This is a genomic window from Mucilaginibacter sp. Mucisp86, from assembly GCF_047324315.1.
Classification (GTDB): domain Bacteria; phylum Bacteroidota; class Bacteroidia; order Sphingobacteriales; family Sphingobacteriaceae; genus Mucilaginibacter.
In genome coordinates this window covers 3,739,160-3,761,076 of record NZ_CP168503.1, presented here as the reverse complement: position 1 = coordinate 3,761,076, position 21,917 = coordinate 3,739,160, and the positions used below count along the sequence as shown (strand labels likewise).

At 42.5% G+C, this 21,917-nt stretch carries 19 protein-coding genes; 11 read left to right on the top strand and 8 right to left on the bottom strand.

Annotated features, from left to right (window positions below):
- Positions 1 to 188 precede the first annotated feature (188 nt).
- Positions 189 to 3,326: a protein O-mannosyl-transferase family gene (locus ACEN9X_RS15895; protein WP_413666074.1), complete on the top strand. Its 3,138-nt coding sequence runs from the start codon at positions 189 to 191 to the stop codon at positions 3,324 to 3,326.
- A gap of 259 nt (positions 3,327 to 3,585) precedes the next feature.
- Here ACEN9X_RS15895 and ACEN9X_RS15890 read toward each other — a convergent pair whose 3' ends face one another.
- Entirely contained in the window at positions 3,586 to 4,704 is a 1,119-nt protein-coding gene (locus ACEN9X_RS15890) for a hypothetical protein (protein ID WP_413666073.1), read from the bottom strand.
- Positions 4,705 to 4,814: 110 nt separating this feature from the next.
- Between ACEN9X_RS15890 and ACEN9X_RS15885 the strand changes: the two genes are divergently transcribed.
- From ACEN9X_RS15885 to ACEN9X_RS15870, 4 genes are all read left to right on the top strand, one after another.
- Positions 4,815 to 5,498 carry a response regulator transcription factor gene (locus ACEN9X_RS15885; RefSeq protein ID WP_413666072.1) on the top strand — a complete coding sequence of 228 codons (684 nt, stop codon included), beginning with the start codon at positions 4,815 to 4,817 and terminating at the stop codon, positions 5,496 to 5,498.
- Entirely contained in the window at positions 5,499 to 6,872 is a 1,374-nt protein-coding gene (locus ACEN9X_RS15880; protein WP_413666071.1) for an ATP-binding protein, read from the top strand. It begins immediately after the preceding gene.
- Positions 6,873 to 7,150: 278 nt separating this feature from the next.
- Positions 7,151 to 7,642, top strand: coding sequence for a hypothetical protein (locus ACEN9X_RS15875; RefSeq protein WP_413666070.1), 492 nt, complete (start codon positions 7,151 to 7,153; stop codon positions 7,640 to 7,642).
- Positions 7,643 to 7,673: 31 nt separating this feature from the next.
- Entirely contained in the window at positions 7,674 to 8,606 is a 933-nt protein-coding gene (locus ACEN9X_RS15870) for a bestrophin family protein (protein WP_413666069.1), read from the top strand.
- A gap of 33 nt (positions 8,607 to 8,639) precedes the next feature.
- On the opposite strand, the gene ACEN9X_RS15865 is transcribed toward ACEN9X_RS15870, so the two are convergent.
- A complete protein-coding gene (locus ACEN9X_RS15865; protein WP_413666068.1) occupies positions 8,640 to 9,956 on the bottom strand; it encodes a serine hydrolase domain-containing protein in 1,317 nt (438 codons plus the stop codon).
- A 108-nt stretch (positions 9,957 to 10,064) separates the two neighbouring features.
- Positions 10,065 to 10,268, bottom strand: a complete 204-nt coding sequence (locus ACEN9X_RS15860) for a hypothetical protein (protein WP_413666067.1) — start codon at positions 10,266 to 10,268, stop codon at positions 10,065 to 10,067.
- Positions 10,269 to 10,464: 196 nt separating this feature from the next.
- On the opposite strand from ACEN9X_RS15860, the gene ACEN9X_RS15855 reads away from it, so the two are divergent.
- Positions 10,465 to 11,037: an REP-associated tyrosine transposase gene (locus ACEN9X_RS15855; RefSeq protein ID WP_413666066.1), complete on the top strand. Its 573-nt coding sequence runs from the start codon at positions 10,465 to 10,467 to the stop codon at positions 11,035 to 11,037.
- A gap of 247 nt (positions 11,038 to 11,284) precedes the next feature.
- Here ACEN9X_RS15855 and ACEN9X_RS15850 read toward each other — a convergent pair whose 3' ends face one another.
- The 3 genes from ACEN9X_RS15850 to ACEN9X_RS15840 form a co-directional block, all read right to left on the bottom strand.
- On the bottom strand, positions 11,285 to 12,238 hold the full coding sequence (locus ACEN9X_RS15850) for an acetyl-CoA carboxylase carboxyltransferase subunit alpha (RefSeq protein WP_413666065.1): 954 nt from the start codon (positions 12,236 to 12,238) through the stop codon (positions 11,285 to 11,287).
- Between the two features lie 47 nt (positions 12,239 to 12,285).
- Positions 12,286 to 12,789 (bottom strand): hypothetical protein, encoded by a 504-nt coding sequence (locus tag ACEN9X_RS15845; RefSeq protein WP_413666064.1) that lies wholly within the window; start codon positions 12,787 to 12,789, stop codon positions 12,286 to 12,288.
- A 348-nt stretch (positions 12,790 to 13,137) separates the two neighbouring features.
- Positions 13,138 to 14,892 (bottom strand): discoidin domain-containing protein, encoded by a 1,755-nt coding sequence (locus tag ACEN9X_RS15840; RefSeq protein WP_413666063.1) that lies wholly within the window; start codon positions 14,890 to 14,892, stop codon positions 13,138 to 13,140.
- 185 nt (positions 14,893 to 15,077) lie between these two features.
- Here ACEN9X_RS15840 and ACEN9X_RS15835 point away from each other — a divergent pair, with 185 nt between their 5' ends.
- Positions 15,078 to 17,162, top strand: coding sequence for a beta-galactosidase (locus ACEN9X_RS15835; protein ID WP_413666062.1), 2,085 nt, complete (start codon positions 15,078 to 15,080; stop codon positions 17,160 to 17,162).
- A gap of 163 nt (positions 17,163 to 17,325) precedes the next feature.
- Complete coding sequence (locus tag ACEN9X_RS15830) at positions 17,326 to 18,432, top strand: acyltransferase family protein (RefSeq protein ID WP_413666061.1); 1,107 nt, start codon at positions 17,326 to 17,328, stop codon at positions 18,430 to 18,432.
- On the opposite strand, the gene ACEN9X_RS15825 is transcribed toward ACEN9X_RS15830, so the two are convergent.
- Positions 18,433 to 18,801: a hypothetical protein gene (locus ACEN9X_RS15825; RefSeq protein ID WP_413666060.1), complete on the bottom strand. Its 369-nt coding sequence runs from the start codon at positions 18,799 to 18,801 to the stop codon at positions 18,433 to 18,435. It abuts the gene before it with no gap.
- Between the two features lie 528 nt (positions 18,802 to 19,329).
- A complete protein-coding gene (tnpA, locus tag ACEN9X_RS15820; protein WP_413666059.1) occupies positions 19,330 to 19,617 on the bottom strand; it encodes an IS200/IS605 family transposase in 288 nt (95 codons plus the stop codon).
- Positions 19,618 to 19,723: 106 nt separating this feature from the next.
- Between tnpA and ACEN9X_RS15815 the strand changes: the two genes are divergently transcribed.
- The 3 genes from ACEN9X_RS15815 to ACEN9X_RS15805 are packed head-to-tail and all read left to right on the top strand — an operon-like array spanning position 19,724 to position 21,814.
- Positions 19,724 to 20,290 (top strand): pentapeptide repeat-containing protein, encoded by a 567-nt coding sequence (locus ACEN9X_RS15815; protein WP_413666058.1) that lies wholly within the window; start codon positions 19,724 to 19,726, stop codon positions 20,288 to 20,290.
- Between the two features lie 43 nt (positions 20,291 to 20,333).
- A complete protein-coding gene (locus tag ACEN9X_RS15810; RefSeq protein ID WP_413666057.1) occupies positions 20,334 to 21,059 on the top strand; it encodes a M23 family metallopeptidase in 726 nt (241 codons plus the stop codon).
- Positions 21,056 to 21,814, top strand: a complete 759-nt coding sequence (locus ACEN9X_RS15805) for a DUF4846 domain-containing protein (RefSeq protein WP_413666056.1) — start codon at positions 21,056 to 21,058, stop codon at positions 21,812 to 21,814. The genes ACEN9X_RS15810 and ACEN9X_RS15805 overlap by 4 nt, the downstream gene beginning before the upstream one ends.
- The last annotated feature ends 103 nt before the right edge of the window (positions 21,815 to 21,917 follow it).

Here is a 21,917-nt window from a genome sequence, read left to right as displayed (position 1 = left end):
GAAAAGGAATGCAAATATAGCGCGAATATTTGAAAGTCAAAATAGAATTTTAAAAAATTTCATTAACACCTCAAATACAGCAAAATAAAATTAAAACAGGGCTCAAAAGCCCGTTTTTGATGGTAACATCCCAATAGTTTTACTATTTTCGGCTGCATTAATCCTGTTTTTTCACATAGTGTCCAATCATGAATTACAAAAAACTCAACAATATATTTGGCTGGGTAGCCTTTATTATTGCCACAGTAACTTACATTTTAACCCTTGAGCCATCATCAAGCTTCTGGGATTGCGGCGAATTTATAGCCTGTATCTATCGTTTACAGGTAGCTCACCAGCCCGGTGCCCCTTTATTTACCATGATAGGCAAGGTATTTACCTTGTTATCTATGGGTGATAATACCAAAGTGGCTTATTGGGCCAACATGGCATCGGCACTGGCCAGCGGCGCTACCATCATGTTCCTGTTTTGGACCATTACGGCCCTTGCCAAAAAGCTTTTGGTTAAAACAGAGGAGCAGCTCAATTCAACAAACCTGATCCTGATCATCGGTTCGGGCATTGTAGGTGCTTTAGCCTATGCCTGGTCGGATACCTTTTGGTTTTCGGCCGTTGAGTCGGAAGTTTACGCGCAATCATCTCTTTGTACCGCTGTTGTATTTTGGGCAATATTAAAGTGGGATGCCCACGCAGATGAACCACATGCCGACAGGTGGATAGTTTTTATTGCATATATCATGGGCCTTTCTATAGGGATCCACTTATTAAACTTGCTGGTGATACCTGCTATCGGTTTGGTGATCTATTTCCGCAGGGCAAAAAATGTTACTACAAAAGGCACATTACTTACCTTTTTGGCAAGCGTTGTAGCACTTGCATTTGTGCTTTGGGGAGTTATTCAGTATACCGTAAAAGGTGCAGCGTTTTCTGATCTGCTTTTTGTTAATACGCTGGGTATGGGCTTTGGCAGTGGTGCGGTGGTATTCTTCCTGTTGTTGATCATCACCATTGTTGCAGGTATTTACTACACTATAAATCCGGTTAAACCCGCTATTATTTTAGCTGCCGCATGTTTTGTGCTGATATTAGGTATTAGTGGTGGCATAGTTGGCCTTATAGTAAGCGTAGGTATTTTAGCCCTGCTGGAATACGTGGTAAAAATCCGCGAAAAACGCTTTGCACTTAACAGCTTTTTGATCTGCCTGTTGTTTATCCTGTTCGGCTACAGCTCGTTTGTGATGATCGTGGTGCGTGCAAAAGCCAATCCTAATCTTAACAACAGCGACCCTGAGAATGCCTTCGCCCTGAACAGCTACCTTAACCGCGACCAGTATGGCGATACCCCATTATTGTACGGCCAGTTTTTTGATTCGGAAGCTACAGCACAAACAGAAGGAGCCAATATTTACCGCCGCGGCGCAACCAAATACGAGGTTGCAGGCAAAAAACTCAATACGGTTTACGACCGAAATACCATATTCCCGCGTATGTTCAGCGATAAGCCCGGTCACCCGGAGTTTTATCGGGAGTGGACTGGCCTTGGTGAAAGCGAACACCCTACCTTTGGCTCAAACATTAACTTTTTTGCTAAATGGCAAATTAACCAGATGTATACCCGCTACTTCCTGTGGAACTTTGTTGGCCGTTCTAATGACCTTGATGGCCAGAGTCTGGGCTCCGGAGCTGATGGTGAATGGATCAGCGGATGGAATTTTAACAAACCTCTGCCCTATTCTGTTACCGAAAGTAAAAGCTATAACCGCCTGTTCTTTTTACCGCTTATCATAGGTTTGTTTGGCGCGGTATTTCACTTTGCACGTAACCAGCGCGAAGCCGGTGTTGTTGCCATCCTGTTTGTTTGCACCGGTTTAGCCATTGTGCTTTACCTAAACCAGGACCCGCTGCAGCCCCGCGAACGTGATTATGCTTATGCCGGCTCCTTTTATGCTTTCGCGATATGGATAGGCCTGGGCGTGATTGGCATTGCAGATGTGCTGAGTAAAAAGCTTAATGCAAAGGTGAGCGCAATCATTTCTACAGTAGTTTGTCTTGTTGCCGCTCCTTTACTAATGGCTAACCAGGAATGGGATGATCATGACCGCTCAACCAAGCTTACACCGCATGACATGGCTTATAACTATCTTAACTCATGTGCACCAAATGCCATTTTGTTTACTTATGGCGATAATGATACCTACCCGCTCTGGTATATCCAGGAGGTTGAAAATGTGCGTCCCGATGTGCGTATCGTGAACCTGAGCTTGCTGGGTACCGACTGGTATATCCGTGGCATGAAAAACAAGATGAATGAGTCGGAGCCATTGCCGATCAGCATGACAAACGACAAGTTTAAACCGGGCGTACGCGACGTGATCTATTTTAGTGATCAGAAAATTCCCGGAGCCACCGAGTTAAAAGACGTTTTTGACTTTATTACTTCTGATAAAAAAGAAGCCATGGTTGAATACAATAACGGCGATGTTGCCAATTATTTGCCAACCAACAAATTCAAATTGACCGTTAATGCCGATGAGGTTGTTAAAACCGGCACCGTAGCGGCAGCCGACAAAGACAAGATAGCTCCTGAAATGGACTGGACATTTAGCGGCCGTTATGTTACCAAAGATGTACTGGCGATGATGGATATCTTATCGCACAACGACTGGAAGCGTCCTATCTATTTTTCAGTTACTGTACCTAACAGTAACATGATTGGTTTGGATAAATACATGTATAACGAAGGTTTTGCGTACCGTTTGCTGCCGTTAAAACCTGATACTGCAGTTGGCCCTCTTGAAGCCAGCAACACAGGTAAGATGTACGAAAACATGATGACCAAATACAAATGGGGCAACATGAAAAACGCCAGCTATCTTGACCACGAATCAATGACCATGTTTTACCCGCTCATCACAAGGCTTTACTCAACCCTGGCCGATGACCTGGCGAAAGCCGGCAAACCTGATTCGGCACGTAAAGTGCTTAAGAAGTATGACGAAGTAATGCCAACCACCATTAACTCGTTAGAGATAGCAGTGCGCAAATATTACATGATTGAAAACGCATATCGCTTAAATGATATTCAATTGGGCAACAAACTGGCTAACCTGGTTGATGATTATGTAAATAACCAGCTCGATTACAGCTATGCGCTGATCCAGAAAGGTGAAACTAACCTCGAAAACCGTGATCTGCAATATTCAATGCAGATTTTGGGCGGCCTGGTTGAGTTTAGCAAACAATACAAGCAGCCACAATTATTCAACAAGTTCAGCGCGCAGTTAAGTGGGTTTGAAAAGAAATTTGGAGTGACAGGAAAAAGGTAAGTTTCATTTTTGATATGTAAATGCCCGCCAAAAGCGGGCATTTTGTTTTATTTACTCACCTGAGAGGCCGTTAAAAACGACAGTTTTTTTAATGTAGGAGACGCATAATTGCGTCTCCCGCTTGCAATTTACGGCAGTAGAGACGCTTTTGAAATCGGCTTGTCCTCCGGGAGACGCAATTATGCGTCTCTACAAAAATATTTTCTCTGGTTTTTAAACAGCTTTTGAGAATTAGTCGAAGCTTTAGAACAGAATAAAATCATTTACTAATGGTATCCTGATAGGCTTTTACATTAGTGAGGTATCTCAATATTAACGGCCTGTTTTCTTTGCTATTTAAAGCCCCCCTTAAAGGCTTCTTAAAAACATTAATAAATAACAGATCATTATCATCCAGATAATATGACAAAATCTGAGCTTTACTAATTTTAGATTTTTCGTATTGCCCGATAAATGTTTTTGATTTTTCATCCCACCTATAGCTAACCATTGTTGAATCATCGATGACCGCAGGCCCCCAACCAGTTCTATCATCCTTAACAAAATGATTGTAGTAAACCATCTTTAAGGTAAGTGGATTTGTTTTCTTAATTGATGCATCCAGCCATATAACCCGTCCTATCCAACTTCCCTGCACATTCCCGGTTGCAAGTTCATTTAACACCGGGATTAATCTATCGCCATCGTATTTATAAAAAAAGTAATTAAACCATCCAACGCCTGATCCTACAGCAAACTCATATTGCCTGTAAACAATATTTTCGCCATCCACGTTAGTAAAATATTCCGGCTCACTTCCATATCGCGAATAACCGTCTTGTTTTGCTATAATCTTACTTCCTCTAAAATAATAGATCATAGCGCCCGGACAATGTCCGCGATCAGCCACGCCAACCGCAAATTCATCAAACTTATTTTTATTACGGATAAAAGGATAGGCCTCCAAATAAACATATCCTCTCTTGACCGAATCAAATAAGCCGTTTGAATTGCAATTACTATCCACCGTAAACTCCCCGAATATTTTTTTTGCGATATGCACGTTTATTCTTTTAGCCCGTATGGCTTGTTTTAACAATGCAAAATCGGCAGCCGAAAGCTGGCGGTTTACTGGTTTAGTAAAAGTTTTAAAAACGGAATCGGCATAGAAAGCCACTTTGTTTGCCATTGGATCAACAGGTAGTTTACCCACACTGTCAAAAAAAGCAATAAGCTGTTCGTATGAATATTTGATCTCTTTATATTCTTTTACTTTTTTTCCGGCTGTTTTTTTCGACGCTTGTTTATCTGCCGGTTTACTTGCAGGATGGCACCCCAATGCCCCTAACAGGAACACGATACAGGCTAAAATACTGATGATTTTGAAAGGATTAGGCATAATCTGGCTTACAATTAATATTGCATTAATTTACCGATATTCCTGATGAGTTTAACTAAAACATCGGCGTTATTTATTGTTTATAATAAGCGTAATATATATTTGCCACAATGAAGATCCTCCTCATAGAAGATGAAGCTAAACTGGTATCCATTATCCAGCGCGACCTAACTGCCGAAGGCCACGAAATAAGTGTTGCCCTTGATGGTACAACCGGGCTGGACATGGCCATTAAAATGGATTTTCAATTGATCATTCTGGATATTATGCTGCCCGGTATTAATGGCATCGAGGTTTGTCGCCGCTTACGGCAAGCCAACCAAAACGCTGCCATATTAATGCTTACCGCACTCGGCACTACCGAAAACGTGGTAGTAGGCCTTGACAGCGGAGCCGACGACTACATGGTTAAACCTTTCAGTTTGGCCGAGCTCAACGCGCGCATCCGGACATTAGCCCGTCGCAATTCAAATCTTACACAACCGGCAAACGTGATCCAAATTGCCGACCTGGTAATTAACGGTGACGAAAAATCAGTTAAGCGCGGAGATAAAACCATCGACCTTACAGCTACCGAATACCGCCTGCTGGAGTTTCTGGCCAAAAATAAAAACCATATGCTTAGCCGCATTGAGATATTGGAGCATGTTTGGAACATTGATTTTAATATGGGGACCAACGTGGTTGATGTGTATATCAACTACCTGCGCAAAAAGGTGGATAAAGATTTTGACAACAAGCTTATCCACACGGTTATAGGCATGGGCTATATTTTAAAAAACAACGCAGCCTAAATGAGCATCCAGAAAAAAGTTGCGCTGCTGTTCCTGGCCTTAACGGTATCGGTAATATTGGTATTTAGCGGCGCCATTTTTTATTTTGTACACCAGTTTACCTTCGACGATTTTTTTAAACGTCTGGAAACAAGGGTAAACATATCCTCACAAATCCATCACCTTAATGATCGCGACAGCCTTGGCATGTACAGGGAAATTCGCCAGCGCTATCTTGAGCGCCTCATTGCCGAAAAGCAATATGTCATTAAACCGGAGGTTTATACAAAAGGCAAAACAGTAAAAGGTGTTCCGCGCCAACTGATAGATAATATCCTTGCTAACGGAAAATCAAGATTTAAGGCCAACAATGTATTTTATGCCGGCAATATATTTCACTTTCCCGAAGGTGACGCTATTATTGTAGTTTCGGCAACCAATCCTTCGGGCCTTAGTGAGCTTAATGACCTTGAACAGGTATTGATTGTTAGTTTCCTGATTTCGATATTAATTGTTTACCTCATTGGCCGCCGTTTTTCATACCATACCTTTAAGCCGGTACGTAACATCATCAAAAAAGTAAACACCATTACGGCCAGTAACCTGCACCTGCGTTTGGAAGATTACAGCGGGAAAGACGAAATAGCCGAGCTTACCCAAACCTTTAATAATATGCTCGACAGGCTGGAAACCGCCTTTGAAACGCAGAACAACTTTATCAGCAATGCCTCGCATGAACTGCGTACGCCGCTGGCCATTATTAAAGGAGAGGCCGAGCTTTCGCTCAAAAACATAGACCAACCCGGTGCCGATCTGCATAAAAACCTGCAGGAAATATTAACCGGCACTCAAAGTCTGCAGGATATTATTACCAGTCTGCTCGGACTGGCTCAAAGCGGTTTCGACGGCAAAAAGCAAAACTGGGAACAGATCCGTGCCGATGAAATGGCGTTTATGGTTAAAGAGGCTGTTGATCACATCAACCCGGCCAACCAGCTCAGCATTGATTTTTCGTCGCTACCCGATGATGTGGATAGCCTGGTAACACAGGGAAACATTAACCTGCTTAAACTGGCTATAAGTAACATAGGCCTCAATGCCTGTAAATACTCTGAGAACAAACCCGTAGTGCTTAAAGTATATGCCGAAAACAACAGCATCATTTTTAGTGTAAAGGACCAGGGCATTGGTATCCCTGAAAGTGATGTTCAGCATATTTTCGAGCCATTTTTCCGCGCCTCAAACACAGGTAAATATGAGGGCCATGGCGTGGGGCTTCCGCTGGCGCTAAATATTGTGAGGCTGCATAAGGGCAATATCGGCATTGTTTCTAAAGAGGGTGAAGGCACCGAGATCAGGGTGATGTTGCCGGTTTATGAGGTGGAGAAAAATTAGTAGCTTTGCCCCCTGCGTCATCCCGAATTTATTTCGGGATCCCATGCGCTGAGCCGCCGGCTAATCAAATCGCCTATCTGACTTGTGGGGTGCCGAAACAAGTTCGGCATGACGGGAAGATATTATTCCATCTCACTCCTCCCTGTCCAATCGACCCACATAATTTCTTCATTATTTAAAAACTCTAATCACATTCTAATTTCTTTCTTAAATGGCTTTAATGCCCGGTACCTACTATTGTATCAACAAACAGTAGTATTCACAAAAAAGGTATCATCATGAAAACATTAAACATCATTATCCCGTCTGATTTCGCCTTATCATCATTAAACATTATACCTGTTTTAGCAGAGCGGTATCCAAAGCAAAAGCTCAATATCTCGCTCGTTCACTTCCTGCAATTATCCGACTCCATATCCGACCTGTTATTATTATCACGCAGAAGCAGGGAATACCAGCTCATCAGCGATGAATTTTATGCCGGTTGTACCATGCTTAAAGCCGATTACCCGGATCAGATCATCAGCATCACACCCGACTTTTTCTATGGCAACACAGTAGCGGTATTTAAAAACTATCTTGAAGCAAAAGAAACCGACCTGATAGCCATGCCTGAAAATCATAACTACCAAAGGTTAACACCCAACAGTTTTGATCCTACCATACTAATGGAACGGAGCAGGTACAAAATAATCACCCTTAAAGCTGAAGTGAAGCAGCCTTTAACTGTACTTAAAACCCAAACCGAACACGAATTACTGGAAGTTTAATATTTATCAAATTCATTTAAAAAGATAATCTATGCTATTGAAAGAAAATATCCCGGTAAAATATGTGGTAGGGAAAATCAAGAATGAGCTTTTACTGGTTGCTGTTTATGCGGTATCTATAGCTTTATTCCATCGTTTTTTTCCCGAATACAGGATCTCAATTCCAATTGCTGTACCGGCCATATTGGCAACCATCATATCGTTGTTGCTGGCCTTCCGCTCAAACCAGGCTTATGACCGCTGGTGGGAAGCCCGGAGCATCTGGGGAGCGATAGTTAACGATTCAAGATCCCTCACCCGCGAATTAATCACCTTTTTAGATGGCGATAATGCTGCGTGCGAGGAGGTAGAAGGTTTTAAAAAACGTTTTGTTTACAGGCAGATAGCCTGGTGCTACGGCTTAAGCCAGTCGTTACGTAAACAAGATCCTTATGCCAAAAACGCGCATTTGTTGGTTGATGAAGAGGTAAAGTTTACCCATCGCTTTACCAATATGCCCAATAGTTTAATGAAACTGCACGGACTTGATCTGAAACTGGCTTATAAAAACGGATGGCTTAACGACTACCAACAGGTGCAAATTGACGGCACGCTTAACCGCCTTTGTGATTCCATGGGTAAATGCGAGCGGATCAAGAACACGGTGTTCCCGGTTACTTACAGCTTGTACATCCATTTTTGTTTGTACCTGTTCATTATACTGTTGCCATTTGGTTTGATCGAGTTCTTCGGCATGTTTGAAGTGCCTTTGATCATAGCCATAGCAGCGGCATTTTTACTGGTAGAAAAAATGGCTATCCACCTGCAGGACCCATTTGAAAACAAACCAACAGATACCCCAACAACTGCCATATCGCAAACCATTGAACGCGATTTAAAGCAGATGCTTAACGATAAACATGAGAGTGAAAAGGCAGCAGTACAACCTGCCGCCGCTAAAGCCGACGTATATTATATACTGTAAGCTTTACGCCCCTGTGCGGGAAGGCACAGGGGTTCACTTATTTATATCAAGGTAATAATTAACACTGCCCTGCTCTATTACCAGCTGCTTTTTTGATAAGTCGAAATCAAAGAAAAATCCAAACTGTTTATTCATAAACCTGTCCTTTTCAACGGGCTCGACAGTAAAAATCTGTCCTTTGGTTTGCAGTGTTAAAACACTATCCTTTCTTGTACAAATCACTTCAATTGGCGGCTGTTTTGATAAATAGGTGCCGCAATACCTATCCAGTTCGGCAGCGCTTAATTTTAACGGTTGGAATGTTGGTATCACATATGGTGTGTTAAAACAAATACTTAAAACACCATTTAAAATATCGGCTTTGGGATAAATTTCGCCATTGGTGCAATAGGCAACAGCCAATTTCTCATCAGGATAATAGGTAAGTGAGGAAGAGAAGCCTTCTGTTTTCCCGTTATGCCCATACCCCTTTCTTGTGCCGGATTCAAATGGGAACAACCCCATTCCGTAGCCATCAACCAGGGTTTTCATTTTTTCGAGGCTTTGCTTTTTTACCAGTTTATAATTAAACAACGCGTCGATAAATTTGGCCAGATCGGCAGGTGTTGAAACTATTGCTCCCGCACCGCAATAATTATTCAGGTTGGCAGCCTTTTCCTTTTTCCATTTATTGTCAAAGTAAGTGTATGAGGCACTTTCATTTGGATGCAGCACAGCGTCAACGCCATAATATGTTTTGGTAAGCTTTAGCCTGTCGGTTATATTTTGCTTTAAAACCTCTTGATAAGTTTTTTTGCAAACCTTTTCAATAATATAACTCAATACCAGGTAATTGGAATTATTATAATCGGCTTTGGCGTTGGGCTCAAAATCAGGTTTTCGGCCAACAATATACCCCAGTAACTCCTCATGCGTTTTAGGCTTATCCGTCCAATCTGGAAAATTGGTGTCATTTGTAAAACCAGGAAGACCACTACGGTGATAAAGCAAGTTACTTATGGTGATCTTACCTGCATTTGGCAACTGAGGAAAAAACCTGGAAAGTGTATCATCCAAAGAAAGCTTATTTTCTTCAATGAGCTGAAAAACCAAAACTGCGGTAAACATTTTTGTTATGGAACCGATATGATATTCTGTATTTTCATCAGCCACGGTATTGCTTTCCGTTACCGCGTATCCCATTGCTTTTTGGTATACTACCTTCCCGTTTTTTGTTATGGCGATACTCCCCATTGCTTCATCATTTTTGGCAAGTGAAGTAAACAGGCTATCAAGCTTAACAGTATTGATTTGCTGGGCATGAGTTGTTAAAACCGGAAGCAAAAACAGCAAAAAGATCAGGCGCTTCATGGCTTTTGTATTTTAGAGGTGTGACGCAAACTTCAGCATACAAGTTACAGCGATTTATATTAAAACCACCACCCATTTTAAAAAGCTAACCCGGTTGTTTTTAATCTTTTATTCTTTGAAGCTTAACCCTGCGGCCTTCATTTTCTCTTTCACCACCGGCACCGAACTTTTGCCGACACCGTGCAAATGCAAAAATTCTTTTTCGGTAAGTTTTGACAGTTCAAGTAATGATGTAATCCCCGCATTGGCCAGTGCACGCCGGGCCGGGTTACCCAATTTGCCAAAAGGGCTTTCTGATTCTTCAGTCTTCATAATGCATGGTTTAATTGATGATTAAATTTACCATCAAACTAACTTTTATGTAAGGGGCATTTGCGACTATTGTGGGGTGGGGTTTGTAATTCTTCTCTTGTGCTCGTTGTCTCTTGCGCTCGTTTGCAACGAGCGCTTAACATGGTTTTGCGATTGTATCGCACGATCATTAATTTAGCCTAAACCTTTATCCACAATGTCGCATCAATACCGGGTTAGAAACCATGAAGAAATCCATTTCATTACTTTTACTATAATTGATTGGGTTGATGTTTTCATCAGACCAGCTTACAAACAACTTATTATCGATTCACTTATCTATTGCCAGCAAAATAAGGGATTAGAGATATACGCTTTTTGCTTGATGACCAATCATCTTCATTTATTGGTATCAGCCAAACACCCGATACGATTGCCTGACATCGTGCGCGACTTTAAAAAGCACACCAACAAACAACTCATTAAACTGGTAGAAACAGAAAATGAAAGCCGTCGGGATTGGATGCTATACCGGTTTCAGTATAATGCAAGATTTGACGATCGGATACAAAATTATAAAGTATGGCAAGATGGCTATCATTCTATTGAGTGTGACCGGGAAGAAATACTTTTTCAAAAGCTGGATTACATCCATGATAACCCTGTACGGGCAGAAATTGTAAGCCATCCTGAACATTATATTTATAGTTCGGCAATTAACTATGCCGGGGAGAAGGGGCTATTGGAGGTTATTTTATTGGATAGGGGCTTTATCTCAGTAAAATTTTAGGTTGTTTACGTTACAAATGTAAACCCATTTTAAGCACTCGTTGCAAACGAGCGCAAGAGCAAAAGTTTTAATTTGCTTACGTTACAAACGTAAACCCATGTTAAGCGCTCGTTACAAACGAGCGCACGAAGTTAGCTATTGAAAGAAAAAGAGCCGCCTTACAGGCAGCTCTTTTTCTTCTTAAACTTGCGCTCGTTTGTAACGAGCGCTTAACATGGTTTAGCGATTGCATCGCGATACCTTGTTATTATTCATTAACCACGCCCATTGAGCAAAACTTATCAATTCGCTCGGCTACAAGCTCTTCGATATTACGCTCTTTAAGGGTTTTGAGGTCTTTTAGTAATTGTTTTTTGAGGATGCCGGCCATAGCAACAGGATCCTGGTGTGCACCGCCAAGTGGTTCTTTGATCACACCGTCGATCAGTTTGTTCTTCAACATCTCTGTCGAGGTTAGTTTAAGCACTTCGGCAGCACGTTCTTTATTTTCCCAGGTCTTCCAAAGGATAGTTGAGCAGTTTTCGGGAGAGATCACGGAGTACCAGGAGTTATCCAGCATTAAAACCCTATCGCCAATACCAATGCCCAATGCACCACCTGATGCACCTTCGCCAATGATCACGCAAATTACAGGCACTTTAAGCACAGACATTTCGAGCAAATTGCGGGCAATGGCTTCACCTTGTCCACGCTCTTCCGCCTCCAAACCGGGGAATGCTCCGGGGGTATCTATCAGGGTAACTACAGGCTTATTGAATTTCTCGGCCATTTTCATTAGCCTTAAGGCTTTACGGTAACCTTCTGGGTTGGCCATACCAAAGTTACGGTACTGACGCTCCTTTGTATTACGGCCTTTCTGGTGACCGATAAACATTACTGTTTGACCATTCAGCGTACCGAAACCGCCGATGATAGCTTTGTCATCGCCAACGGTACGGTCGCCATGCAGCTCGATGAAATCATCGCACATCAGCTCAATATACTGCAGCGTATATGGCCTTTCAGGGTGACGGGAAATTTGTACTTTTTGCCAGCCTGTAAGGTTGTTGTATATATCTTTTTTGGCTTCTTCCAGCTTTCCTTCCAGCTCGGCTACTGTTGCCGACATGTCGAGTTTGTTTTTTTCCTCAACCTGTTTTACCTTCTCTATCTGCTGCTGTAGCTCAGCCAGTGGTTTTTCAAAATCAAACGTAATCTTCATACACTTTATTTGGAGGCGCTAAATTAAGCAAATCAAACGGGATATTTTCAATTATGAGCAGCGAGTGTTTCTAACTTTGTGATTTGCTGAGGCGCAAGGGCATTCCCCGTACCTAAACAGGCCTGTAAAATGGCGTTGCGAAGCTCGCCATAATATAACCCCGAGCGGTTGGAGTAAAAGATGATACTACCATTATCCGTCCCTTTTTTCATCAATTTATCAAGCGTAGTTTCATTGGTGACTATAAAATTGCCCATCTCCATCCGTTTACGGTGCAGTTCGGTAGCTATAGCGGTTATTTTGGTTACCTGCATAGGGCTCAGGCTTAGCTCTTTTTTGAACTTCAGTGCAGCATCGGGCATGGGGTAATGGTTTAGCCGGGCTACCTGCTCCATATCGTCAAACAGATACTCGCCGGTAATTAACAGCGTAAACTGTTTATCGCTCAGCGTTTTTATGGGCGATTTTTTCAGGGTGCTGTCGGCCTGCTGGGCTTTGGCAGCAATGCTGAGCATTAGGGTTATGATGAGGGGGAAGATAGTTTTTAGCATTGGGGGGATAATTAGCTTAAGGGTATTTAACTTACATCGTCGCGCTCTTGGCCGCGCGGGGCCAGGTACTTTTGTCTTGATACAAAAGTACCCAAAAAATCAAGTCAGCACATAGGCTTCTTTGCCGCACAGGCCTTGCCCCGCAAATCAGTCAGAACCACGGCTGCAATTATTTTGCCCTGCTGCGCTCCCGCTTACCCCTGCTTCTGCAAAAACTTGCTATGCCCTTTCCTACGCTCGGGCCACCATTGTTCTGCCTGCTTTCGCCCGAAGCTTAACTGCTGACGGGAACGTTTTTTTAATTGTGTCATGGGTAGTACGAAGGATGACAATAACAGTGAGTCAACACTACTCCACCTTTACAACCTTCGTCCTTGCCGAAATACCGTTTTCATTAAACGCCTCTATCTGAAAATAGTATGGCAGGCTTTTATCCATCCCATTAAAATAGTATTCATTTTTGCCGTAAACCATCATACTATTGTACAACTTATCTGGTGCTATGCCAAAATAAACGGTGTAACCGGTGGCATTGTCGTTCGGTTTCCACTTAAGCCATGCGTTACGGCGCTCGCTGTCGCCACGCAGCACAATGAGGTTTTGCACGGTATCGGGTTTTGCACCGGCTCCTTTGCCAAATATCCTTAAGCCGGATAGTGCGAATTTGCCCGTAGGCATGTGCAGGTTTACCATTTTGATATAGCGGGCTTTGGCTGGAGTTTTTAGTTCGATGTAATCGTGTGGTACATCTTTACGGTTTTTACTTTTGTCGATAAGCGGCTGCCATGTTTTGCCGTTGAGGGATGAGTAGATAATATATTGATGGTACACGCCTAACGATTTACCCATAAAACCGGCATCCTGATCGGCATAGTTTATTTGGATGGCGTTTACTGTGCTCACTTCACCCAGGTCGGTTTTTAACCATTCACCTTTGTTGGCTGTTTTGGCACTCCAGTAAGTTTTGATATCCTCATCAACAGCATTGTTAGCCGCATAAGCCCCCAGGGTTGACGAAACCTCTACGGGTTTATTGTAATTAAGGATCATCCAACCGGTAAAATTGCTTTTCAGGTGGTCTTCCGGGCCATTGGATAAATAGTGCGGGTAATCGCCGTAGGAAGTATTGCTGTACAGTACACCGTCCTGGTCAAACCCGGCAGGCCAGAAACCAATACGGCGCTCAAAGTTATTTTTCACCGAGATCCCCATCGTGCTGATATGCCAGTAATTGCCATATTTATCGGCCCAGGTAGCGCCATGACCTGCACCTTTGGCAAAACCACCGGGTTTGTACGAGAATGGGTTATGTTTTTGATAAGCAAAAGGCCCAAGCGGATGATCGCCCACAAAAACGCCATCGCCATAACCACTTTGCTCGGTACCGGGAGCGCCAAATTGCAGGTAGTATTTGCCTTTATACTTGTTCATCCACGAGCCTTCAATAAAGGGCAGCAGGAAAACGTTATCATTATGTTCGCCAAAACGTTCCCAGCCGTGCTCTTCGGGGTTAAGTTTAACCATTTCTTTTTTAGGGCCGATGGGTTCAAAGGTGCGCCTGTCAATCTCCTGCCCGTAAAGCGGCAGGGTATTGCTTGAGCCATGATAAATATAAACCCTGCCGTCATCATCGGCAAACATGCCCGGGTCCCAGGCACCTACTTTAAAATAGTCTTTAGCGGCTTTCCAATCGTCATGAGTTGGGTTAGTGCTCATCCACAGGGTAAAATCTTTATTATAGGTAGATCCGATCACCAGCAGGGTATCGCCCAAAACTAATGTAGCGGGAGCACAAAGTTCATCGCCTTTCACCTCGTTATACGGGCGGACAAATTTGCGGTAAACAAAGTTCCAGTTCAGCATATCATCGCTCCACCAGTAACCGAATTGATTGGTTGAGAACAGGTAGTATTTGCCCTTAAACAAAGTCATAGTTGGGTCGGCAGTAGCGCGGTGTTTACCCCAGCCTGCAAATGTTTCGAAGGGGGTGTAACCATAATCGAGGTTAAGCGGGTTACAGTAGGTAAGGCGCCTTTGTTGCGCATGGGCGCTCATCGCGCAGCAAAACATCAGGATAAGCAGGTAACGGATAACTGTTTTCATAAGGAAATACTAACAGGTTATAATGGTACTACAACAGGGGGCTAATATCAGTTTTTAAACAGCAATAAATGTTTTGTGTACTACTACATCTGTTTCACATCGTAAAATATTTATTAATGTGTGTTAAAAATACAATTAATTCGTACTTTCATCAGCGTAAGCCAATTACCCTAAATATCGCTGTTATGAATAAGAAATACCTGCTGCTCTTCATCGTGCAATTACTTTTCGCTGTATCCGCTTTCGCACAATATCCCAAAATGGATAAGCTGCTTTATGGCGTGGCTTATTATGACGAGTACATGCCTTACGAAAGGCTGGACAAGGATGTGCAAATGATGAAAGCCTGCGGCATTAACGTAGTGCGCATTGCCGAATCAACCTGGAGCACTGAAGAACCACAGGATGGTGTTTTCGATTTTACCCATATTGACAGGGTATTAAATGCCATGCAAAAAGCGGGGATCCATGTTATCATCGGTACACCAACTTATGCCGTACCCACATGGATGGTAAAAAAGCACCCGGAAATTTTGGCTATCACCCCATCGGGTCAAAACCAGTATGGGCCAAGGCAAAATATGGACATCACTAACAAAGATTATCGTTTTTATGCAGAGCGTGTTATCCGCAAAATAATGGAGCATGTGAAGGACAACAAGGCAGTGATAGGATACCAGGTTGACAACGAAACCAAATCATATGGTACGGCAGGACCAAACGTGCAGGCCTTGTTTGTGAACTACATGAAGGCAAAGTATAAAACACTGGATAATATTAACCACATTTTTGGGCTCGATTACTGGAGCAACCGCATCAATAACTGGGACGATTTTCCTTCGATGGTTAATACGATCAACGGTAGTCTTTCGTCCGAGTTTGCGAAATTTCAACGCCAGCTGGTTACCGATTACTTAGCATGGCAGGCCGCCATAGTGCGCGAATACAAACGGCCCGACCAGTTCATCACCCAAAATTTCGATCTGGAATGGCACGGCTATTCGTTCGGCATCCAACCAGATGTTGACCACTTTGCAGCAGCTAAAGCATTGGATATTGCCGGCATAGATATTTATCACCCCAGCCAGGATAAGCTTACCGGTGTCGAAATTTCTTTCGGCGGCGATGTGGCCCGCTCTATGAAAGGCGGTAAAAATTATCTTACTATCGAAACAGAGGCGCAGGGCTTTCCGCAATGGGTACCTTATCCCGGTCAGCTAAGGTTGCAGGCTTTTAGTCACCTGGCATCAGGCGCCAATATGGTGAGCTACTGGCCATGGCATTCTATCCATAACTCTGCCGAAACTTACTGGAAAGGTTTGCTAAGTCATGATTTTGAGCCCAACCCGGTTTATGACGAAGCTAAAACCATCGGCAAAGATTTCGACAGGTTAAGCAGCAAGCTCATCAACCTGAAAAAGAAAAACGATGTAGCCATCCTGTTCAGCAACGAAGCCCTTACCGGTTTTAAAGCTTTTGGCTTTGGCTGGGGAACACGAACCGGCTACAACGATATATTGCGACAGTTTTACGATGGCCTGTTCCACATGAACGTAGGCTGTGATTTTGTAGACCCGACAAGTAAAAATATTGAAGATTATAAACTGCTGGTAGTGCCTTTGCTGTATGCAGCACCGGATAGTTTGCTGAAACGCCTTAATGCCTACGTTAAAAACGGCGGACATATCATTTATACCTTCAAAAGTGGCTTCGCCGATGAAAACGTAAAGGTACGCACCACGCATCAGCCGGGCATTATTGACGAAGCTTGTGGTATTTACTACAGCCAGTTCACCGAACCAGGCAATATCGCATTAAAAGCCGACGACTGGAACCTGAAACCCGAAGATAAAAGACTAAACACCTGGATGGAGCTCATTACTCCAACCACGGCCAAGGTACTGGCTTATTACGATCACCCGGTTTGGGGTAAATACGCTGCTATCACCCAAAACAAATATGGTAAAGGTGTAGCTACCTATATAGGCACGCTCACCACCGGCGCCGTTACCGATAAACTACTCGCCGATGAAGTAAAATCCATTGGCTTATGGGGAGCCGATCAGCAGATAGCCTGGCCGGTTATTACCAAACAAGGGGTAAACCAGGGCGGCAAAACGGAACATTATTATTTTAATTATTCGGCCAGTGAAACCAGCCTCACCTACCCTTACGGCAATGGTAAAGAATTGCTATCGGGTGATAACGTTAATAAAAATGCCAGTTTAAAGCTGGAACCATGGGGTGTTAAGATCATAGAGGTAAACTAATAACCGCAAAGAAAACAAGTTATATAAAGCCTGAAGCTAATTAATAATCAATTTATTAGCTTTGGGCTTTATGCATTATGCTTTCAGCCTTTATATTCTGTTATCTTTTTTACATTTTTAGGCCCTCTGAAATGAAGATGAGTAGTTTACTATACGCGCGGGCATGCTAAAATTAAGATATATTGATGCTTTAAGAGGCTTGGCTATTTTAGCAGTTGTAATTACCCATACTTCGCAGTTTGGTAACAATACACTGTTGCCGGCTATGCTTGTTCATGCAATAAGCCGCGGTATAAACGGAGTGCAGCTATTTTTCTTTGTGAGTGCATTCACGCTGTTTCTTTCTGTAAATGCGAGATATGAAAAGGAAAAATATTTTACGGGCAATTTTTTCATCCGCCGTTTTTTTAGGATTGCCCCAATGTATTACATCGCCATAATTTATTACCTATGGCAGGACGGCTTCGGCCCGCGTTTTTGGTTAGGCGATGCATTGGGTGTAACTATCGGCAATATAACCGGCAATGTATTTTTTATACACGGGTTTAATGCTTATTGGATAAACAGCCTTGTGCCTGGCGGCTGGTCAATTGCTGTTGAGATGCTTTTTTATCTCACCATCCCTTTTTTATTTTATAAAATCAAAAACACCCAGCAGGCCACGGTATTCTTTCTTTTAACACTTGTTCTTCGTTTTGTGCTCGATATCATACTACGCCGCTTTCACCTGATGCAAAATGATATGTTGTGGTATAACTATCTTTATTTTTATCTGCCATCCCAGTTGCCCGTATTTGCATTGGGCATACTGTTTTATTTTATCATTAAAGATAATTACCAGCCCAGGGTTAAGCCCTATACTATACTGATTGCTGCACTGTTTTTACTAACACAATATCTGGGTGTAGTGCTTCTTCCTGATCATGTATTTTGTACCATCGCGTTTTTTGTGCTGGCACTTGCATTAAGCAGGCACGAATACAAAATTTTAGTTAACCGCTTTACTGCCTATGCCGGCAAAATAAGTTTCAGCATGTATTTAAGCCATTTTGCTGTACTGCATTGGCTAACCCGTTTTCATATAATTGACTATTTGCCGGTGCAAGGCCCAGCCGGCGCCATAGCCAATTACATCATAAGATTAATAATAGTGTTATCGGCCAGCATGCTTATTTCCACATTTTTACATCACTTTATTGAGCTGCCTGCTCAAAAATTTGGCTACCGCATTATCAAAGAGCGCGAAGCTAATAGTCAGCATCATACCTGATCATGGATTTACATGCCTCTTTCTGCGTAATATGATCAACATGATCAGTCCAACCAAACTAAACGCTCCCAATATCCAGTATCCGGCCGATTGCGAAGGGTTTACCATTTTTTGATCTGTGTTCTGTTTTATACTGGCATCGCCGCTGGGAACGCTGGCTTTATCGCTATCCTGCAAGGTGCCAGTCCCGGTACCGGATACCGTAGCTGTACCAGGCGCTCCCTGGCTGGCCCCATTTCCGGCCCCGGCGCCGTTGGCCTTTGTAGTTAATGATGAAGTATCTTTTGATGACTGTGCCAATACCGGTGCAGCAGCTCCGAGCGTTAATCCCAGTAACATCATGGCCAGCTTTATTTTTAATGATTTCATAGCGTATAGTTTTGATGCAGGGTAGTTAAAACAATAGCTGTGCCAGTGATGGGGAATCGTTTTATTAAAATGCAATGATGAGCTGTAGCGTCGATGAGAAAAGCGGGAGTTGCGTACCTACGGCACGCTAAAATTAAATTCACATTATTCTACAAACCTTTTGCACCTACGGCGCAATCATCAAAGTTTTAGCTTATTGACATTACCATCGAAAGCCCTTGCAAGCATTAGGTTTATTCCCGTTGAATAGCTAAAAAGTAAACTGGAATATCTGTCCCATCGGGACAACAGATTTGTAGCAACATATAAAGCAACTATCTTAGAGCTCCGTAGGAGCTCCACTTATAAAACGTTCTATTCTGGTAATTTAAAAATGTATCGCTCATCGAACTCAATATTAAAATCTTTTAACATCTGCTGATACTCCTCTAAAAATGTCTTCTTTCTATGATGTTCTTGTTGAGTTGCGATATAATTTATTACCTTATCTACCTGCGACCTGCTATGACTAAAGGCTCCGTATCCCTGTTACCATTGAAATTTACTGCGTGTTAATCCTTCTCTATTGATCCATTCAGAAGAATCACTTTTGAGTATTCTTATTAAATCAGAGCTTGCCTGATTAGGATTTAATCCAACAAATAAATGCAGATGATCTGGCATATTATTAATAGCAATCAATTTATGTTCTTGTTTCTGAACAATAGAAGTTATATACTGCCGCAACCTTTCTCCCCATGTTTCATCGATTAAAGATGCACGATATTTTACGGCGAATACAAAGTGGATATATAATTGGGTATAAGTATTTCCCATATTTTTGATAAGGTTAATTAGTTAAGTTAAAGACTTAAACATACATTTTTTCTACCAACCGGCCTCTCTTTCGCACATAATCCTGTTAAACCTTACATTTGTTATCATGCAAACCCTACTCTACGAAGACCAAACTTTCACCAAAATAACCAGCGGTCAACTTACCGGCACCACTTACGAAAACTGCAAATTCATCAATTGCGATTTTTCTCATGCCCAGCTAGCAGGCATCACCTTTGTTGATTGCGTGTTTGATACCTGTAACCTGCTCCTTGCAGAGTTAGGCAATACCGGCCTGCAAAACATCCGCTTTAAACACTGCAAAATAAGCGGCGTAAACTTTGGCAAAGCCAACGACTTTTTGTTTGAGGTTCATTTTGAGGATTGCATTTTAGATAATGCCGTTTTTTATAAAAAGAAGAACAAAAAGGCTACCTATACCGATTGTTCCATGATCGAGACCGACCTTACCGAAGCCGATCTGAGTGACTGTAAATTCAATAACTGCAATCTCAAAAACGCTTTTTTCAGTCGTACTGTATTAAAAAACGCAGATCTGAGCACTTCTTTTAATTTCATTATCGATCCGGATGATAACATCATTAAAAAGGCCAAATTCTCTCTTCATGGTTTACCGGGTTTGCTTGCCAAATATGATATCCGGATAGGATAATATTTTGGCGACTTATTAGTTAATGTTATTGATTATAAACCTTATGCAAAAACTTATCCTGTTTTGTTTTTTCGTACTGATAGGGTCGGGGGCTTTCGCTCAACGAGATACGGCTGCTTTTACCAAATTCAACAGCTTTAATAACGCGGTTTTAAACGGCGGCATAAAAAAAGCGGAGGCGCAAAAGCAATTCGATATGGTATTAAAACGAATTGGTTTACTGGAAATGATACGGGCCGAGCGCATTCAGCCAAAACTCCAATGGGTATTCCCACTTAAAGGATATAACAGCAGCGCGATAGGCGGTACACACGGGAATGGTTATTTTGACAAAGGTTATCGCTATCTCGACGGCAATAAACACGGTGCTCATCCTGCCCATGATATTTTTATTAACGATAAAAACCAGGATTGTATCGATGACCGTACACAAAAACCTGTTGATGTGCTTAGTGTCGACGATGGTTGGGTGATAGCCTGCTGTAACGAATGGGAATCAAACAGTGCTATGCGGGGCGGCAAGTTCATCTGGATCTATCATCCTAAGGCCGCTGTTTTTACTTATTATGCCCATAACAGCGCCATTTTTGTTAAACCGGGCAGTTATGTTACGCAGGGGCAGAAAATTGCCGAGGTTGGCCGTACAGGTTATAACGCATATAAAAAACGCTCGCCAACACATCTGCACTTTTCGGCGTTTAAACTGGTAGATGGGATCCCGGTACCTTATAACCCTTATGGACAGTTAAAACAAGCCAAAACATTATGAAAGCCCTGATCGCCTGCCTGCTGTTGCTTTTGAATACAAATATTATCCCACCTGATAATGTTGTTAAAAGATTTGCAGTGCCGGCAGGCTATCATCGCATAACAACTGCACCCGGTAGTTTCGGGGCATGGTTACAGGCCTTACCGTTAAAACCGGTGGGTACGCCAACTAAAACCTATAACGGCGATGTTGCCCGTACCGATGTTTACACCGCAGCGGTTATTGATATGAGTGTAGGTAACCAGGACCTGCAGCAATGTGCCGATGCCGTAATGCGTTTACGTGGCGAATACCTTTTTCAGCAAAAAAAGTACAGTCAAATTTCATTCAACTTCACCAACGGTTTTAAATGCGATTATGAGCATTATGCCAAAGGCTATCGTTACAAAAACGATCATTGGGTATTAAAATCCAAACCCGATTATTCGTACAAAACGTTTTTAAACTACATGAACCTGGTGTTCAGCTATGCCGGCACACTATCTCTTCAAAAAGAATTAAAAACAGTAACCGACCCCAACAACGTAAAACCGGGTGATGTATTTATCCGTGGCGGCTCGCCGGGGCATTGTTTCATCGTGCTCGATGTTGTAGAAAATGCTGCTCATCAGAAACAGTTTTTGCTGGCGCAGAGTTTTATGCCGGCACAAAATATCCAGGTACTTCAATATGGCTCGCCCTGGTTTGCTATGGACCAGCACATTGGTATCCTGTATGGCGAGCTGATCAGTAAAAATTACCTGAAGCAGTTTTAAGACGGCAGCAAACTAATAAACAAAATGTCATTTCGACGAATCGATAAGAGGATGTGCGGGAGGAGTGAGGAGAAATCTTATACGCCATGCTATAAAATGCTTA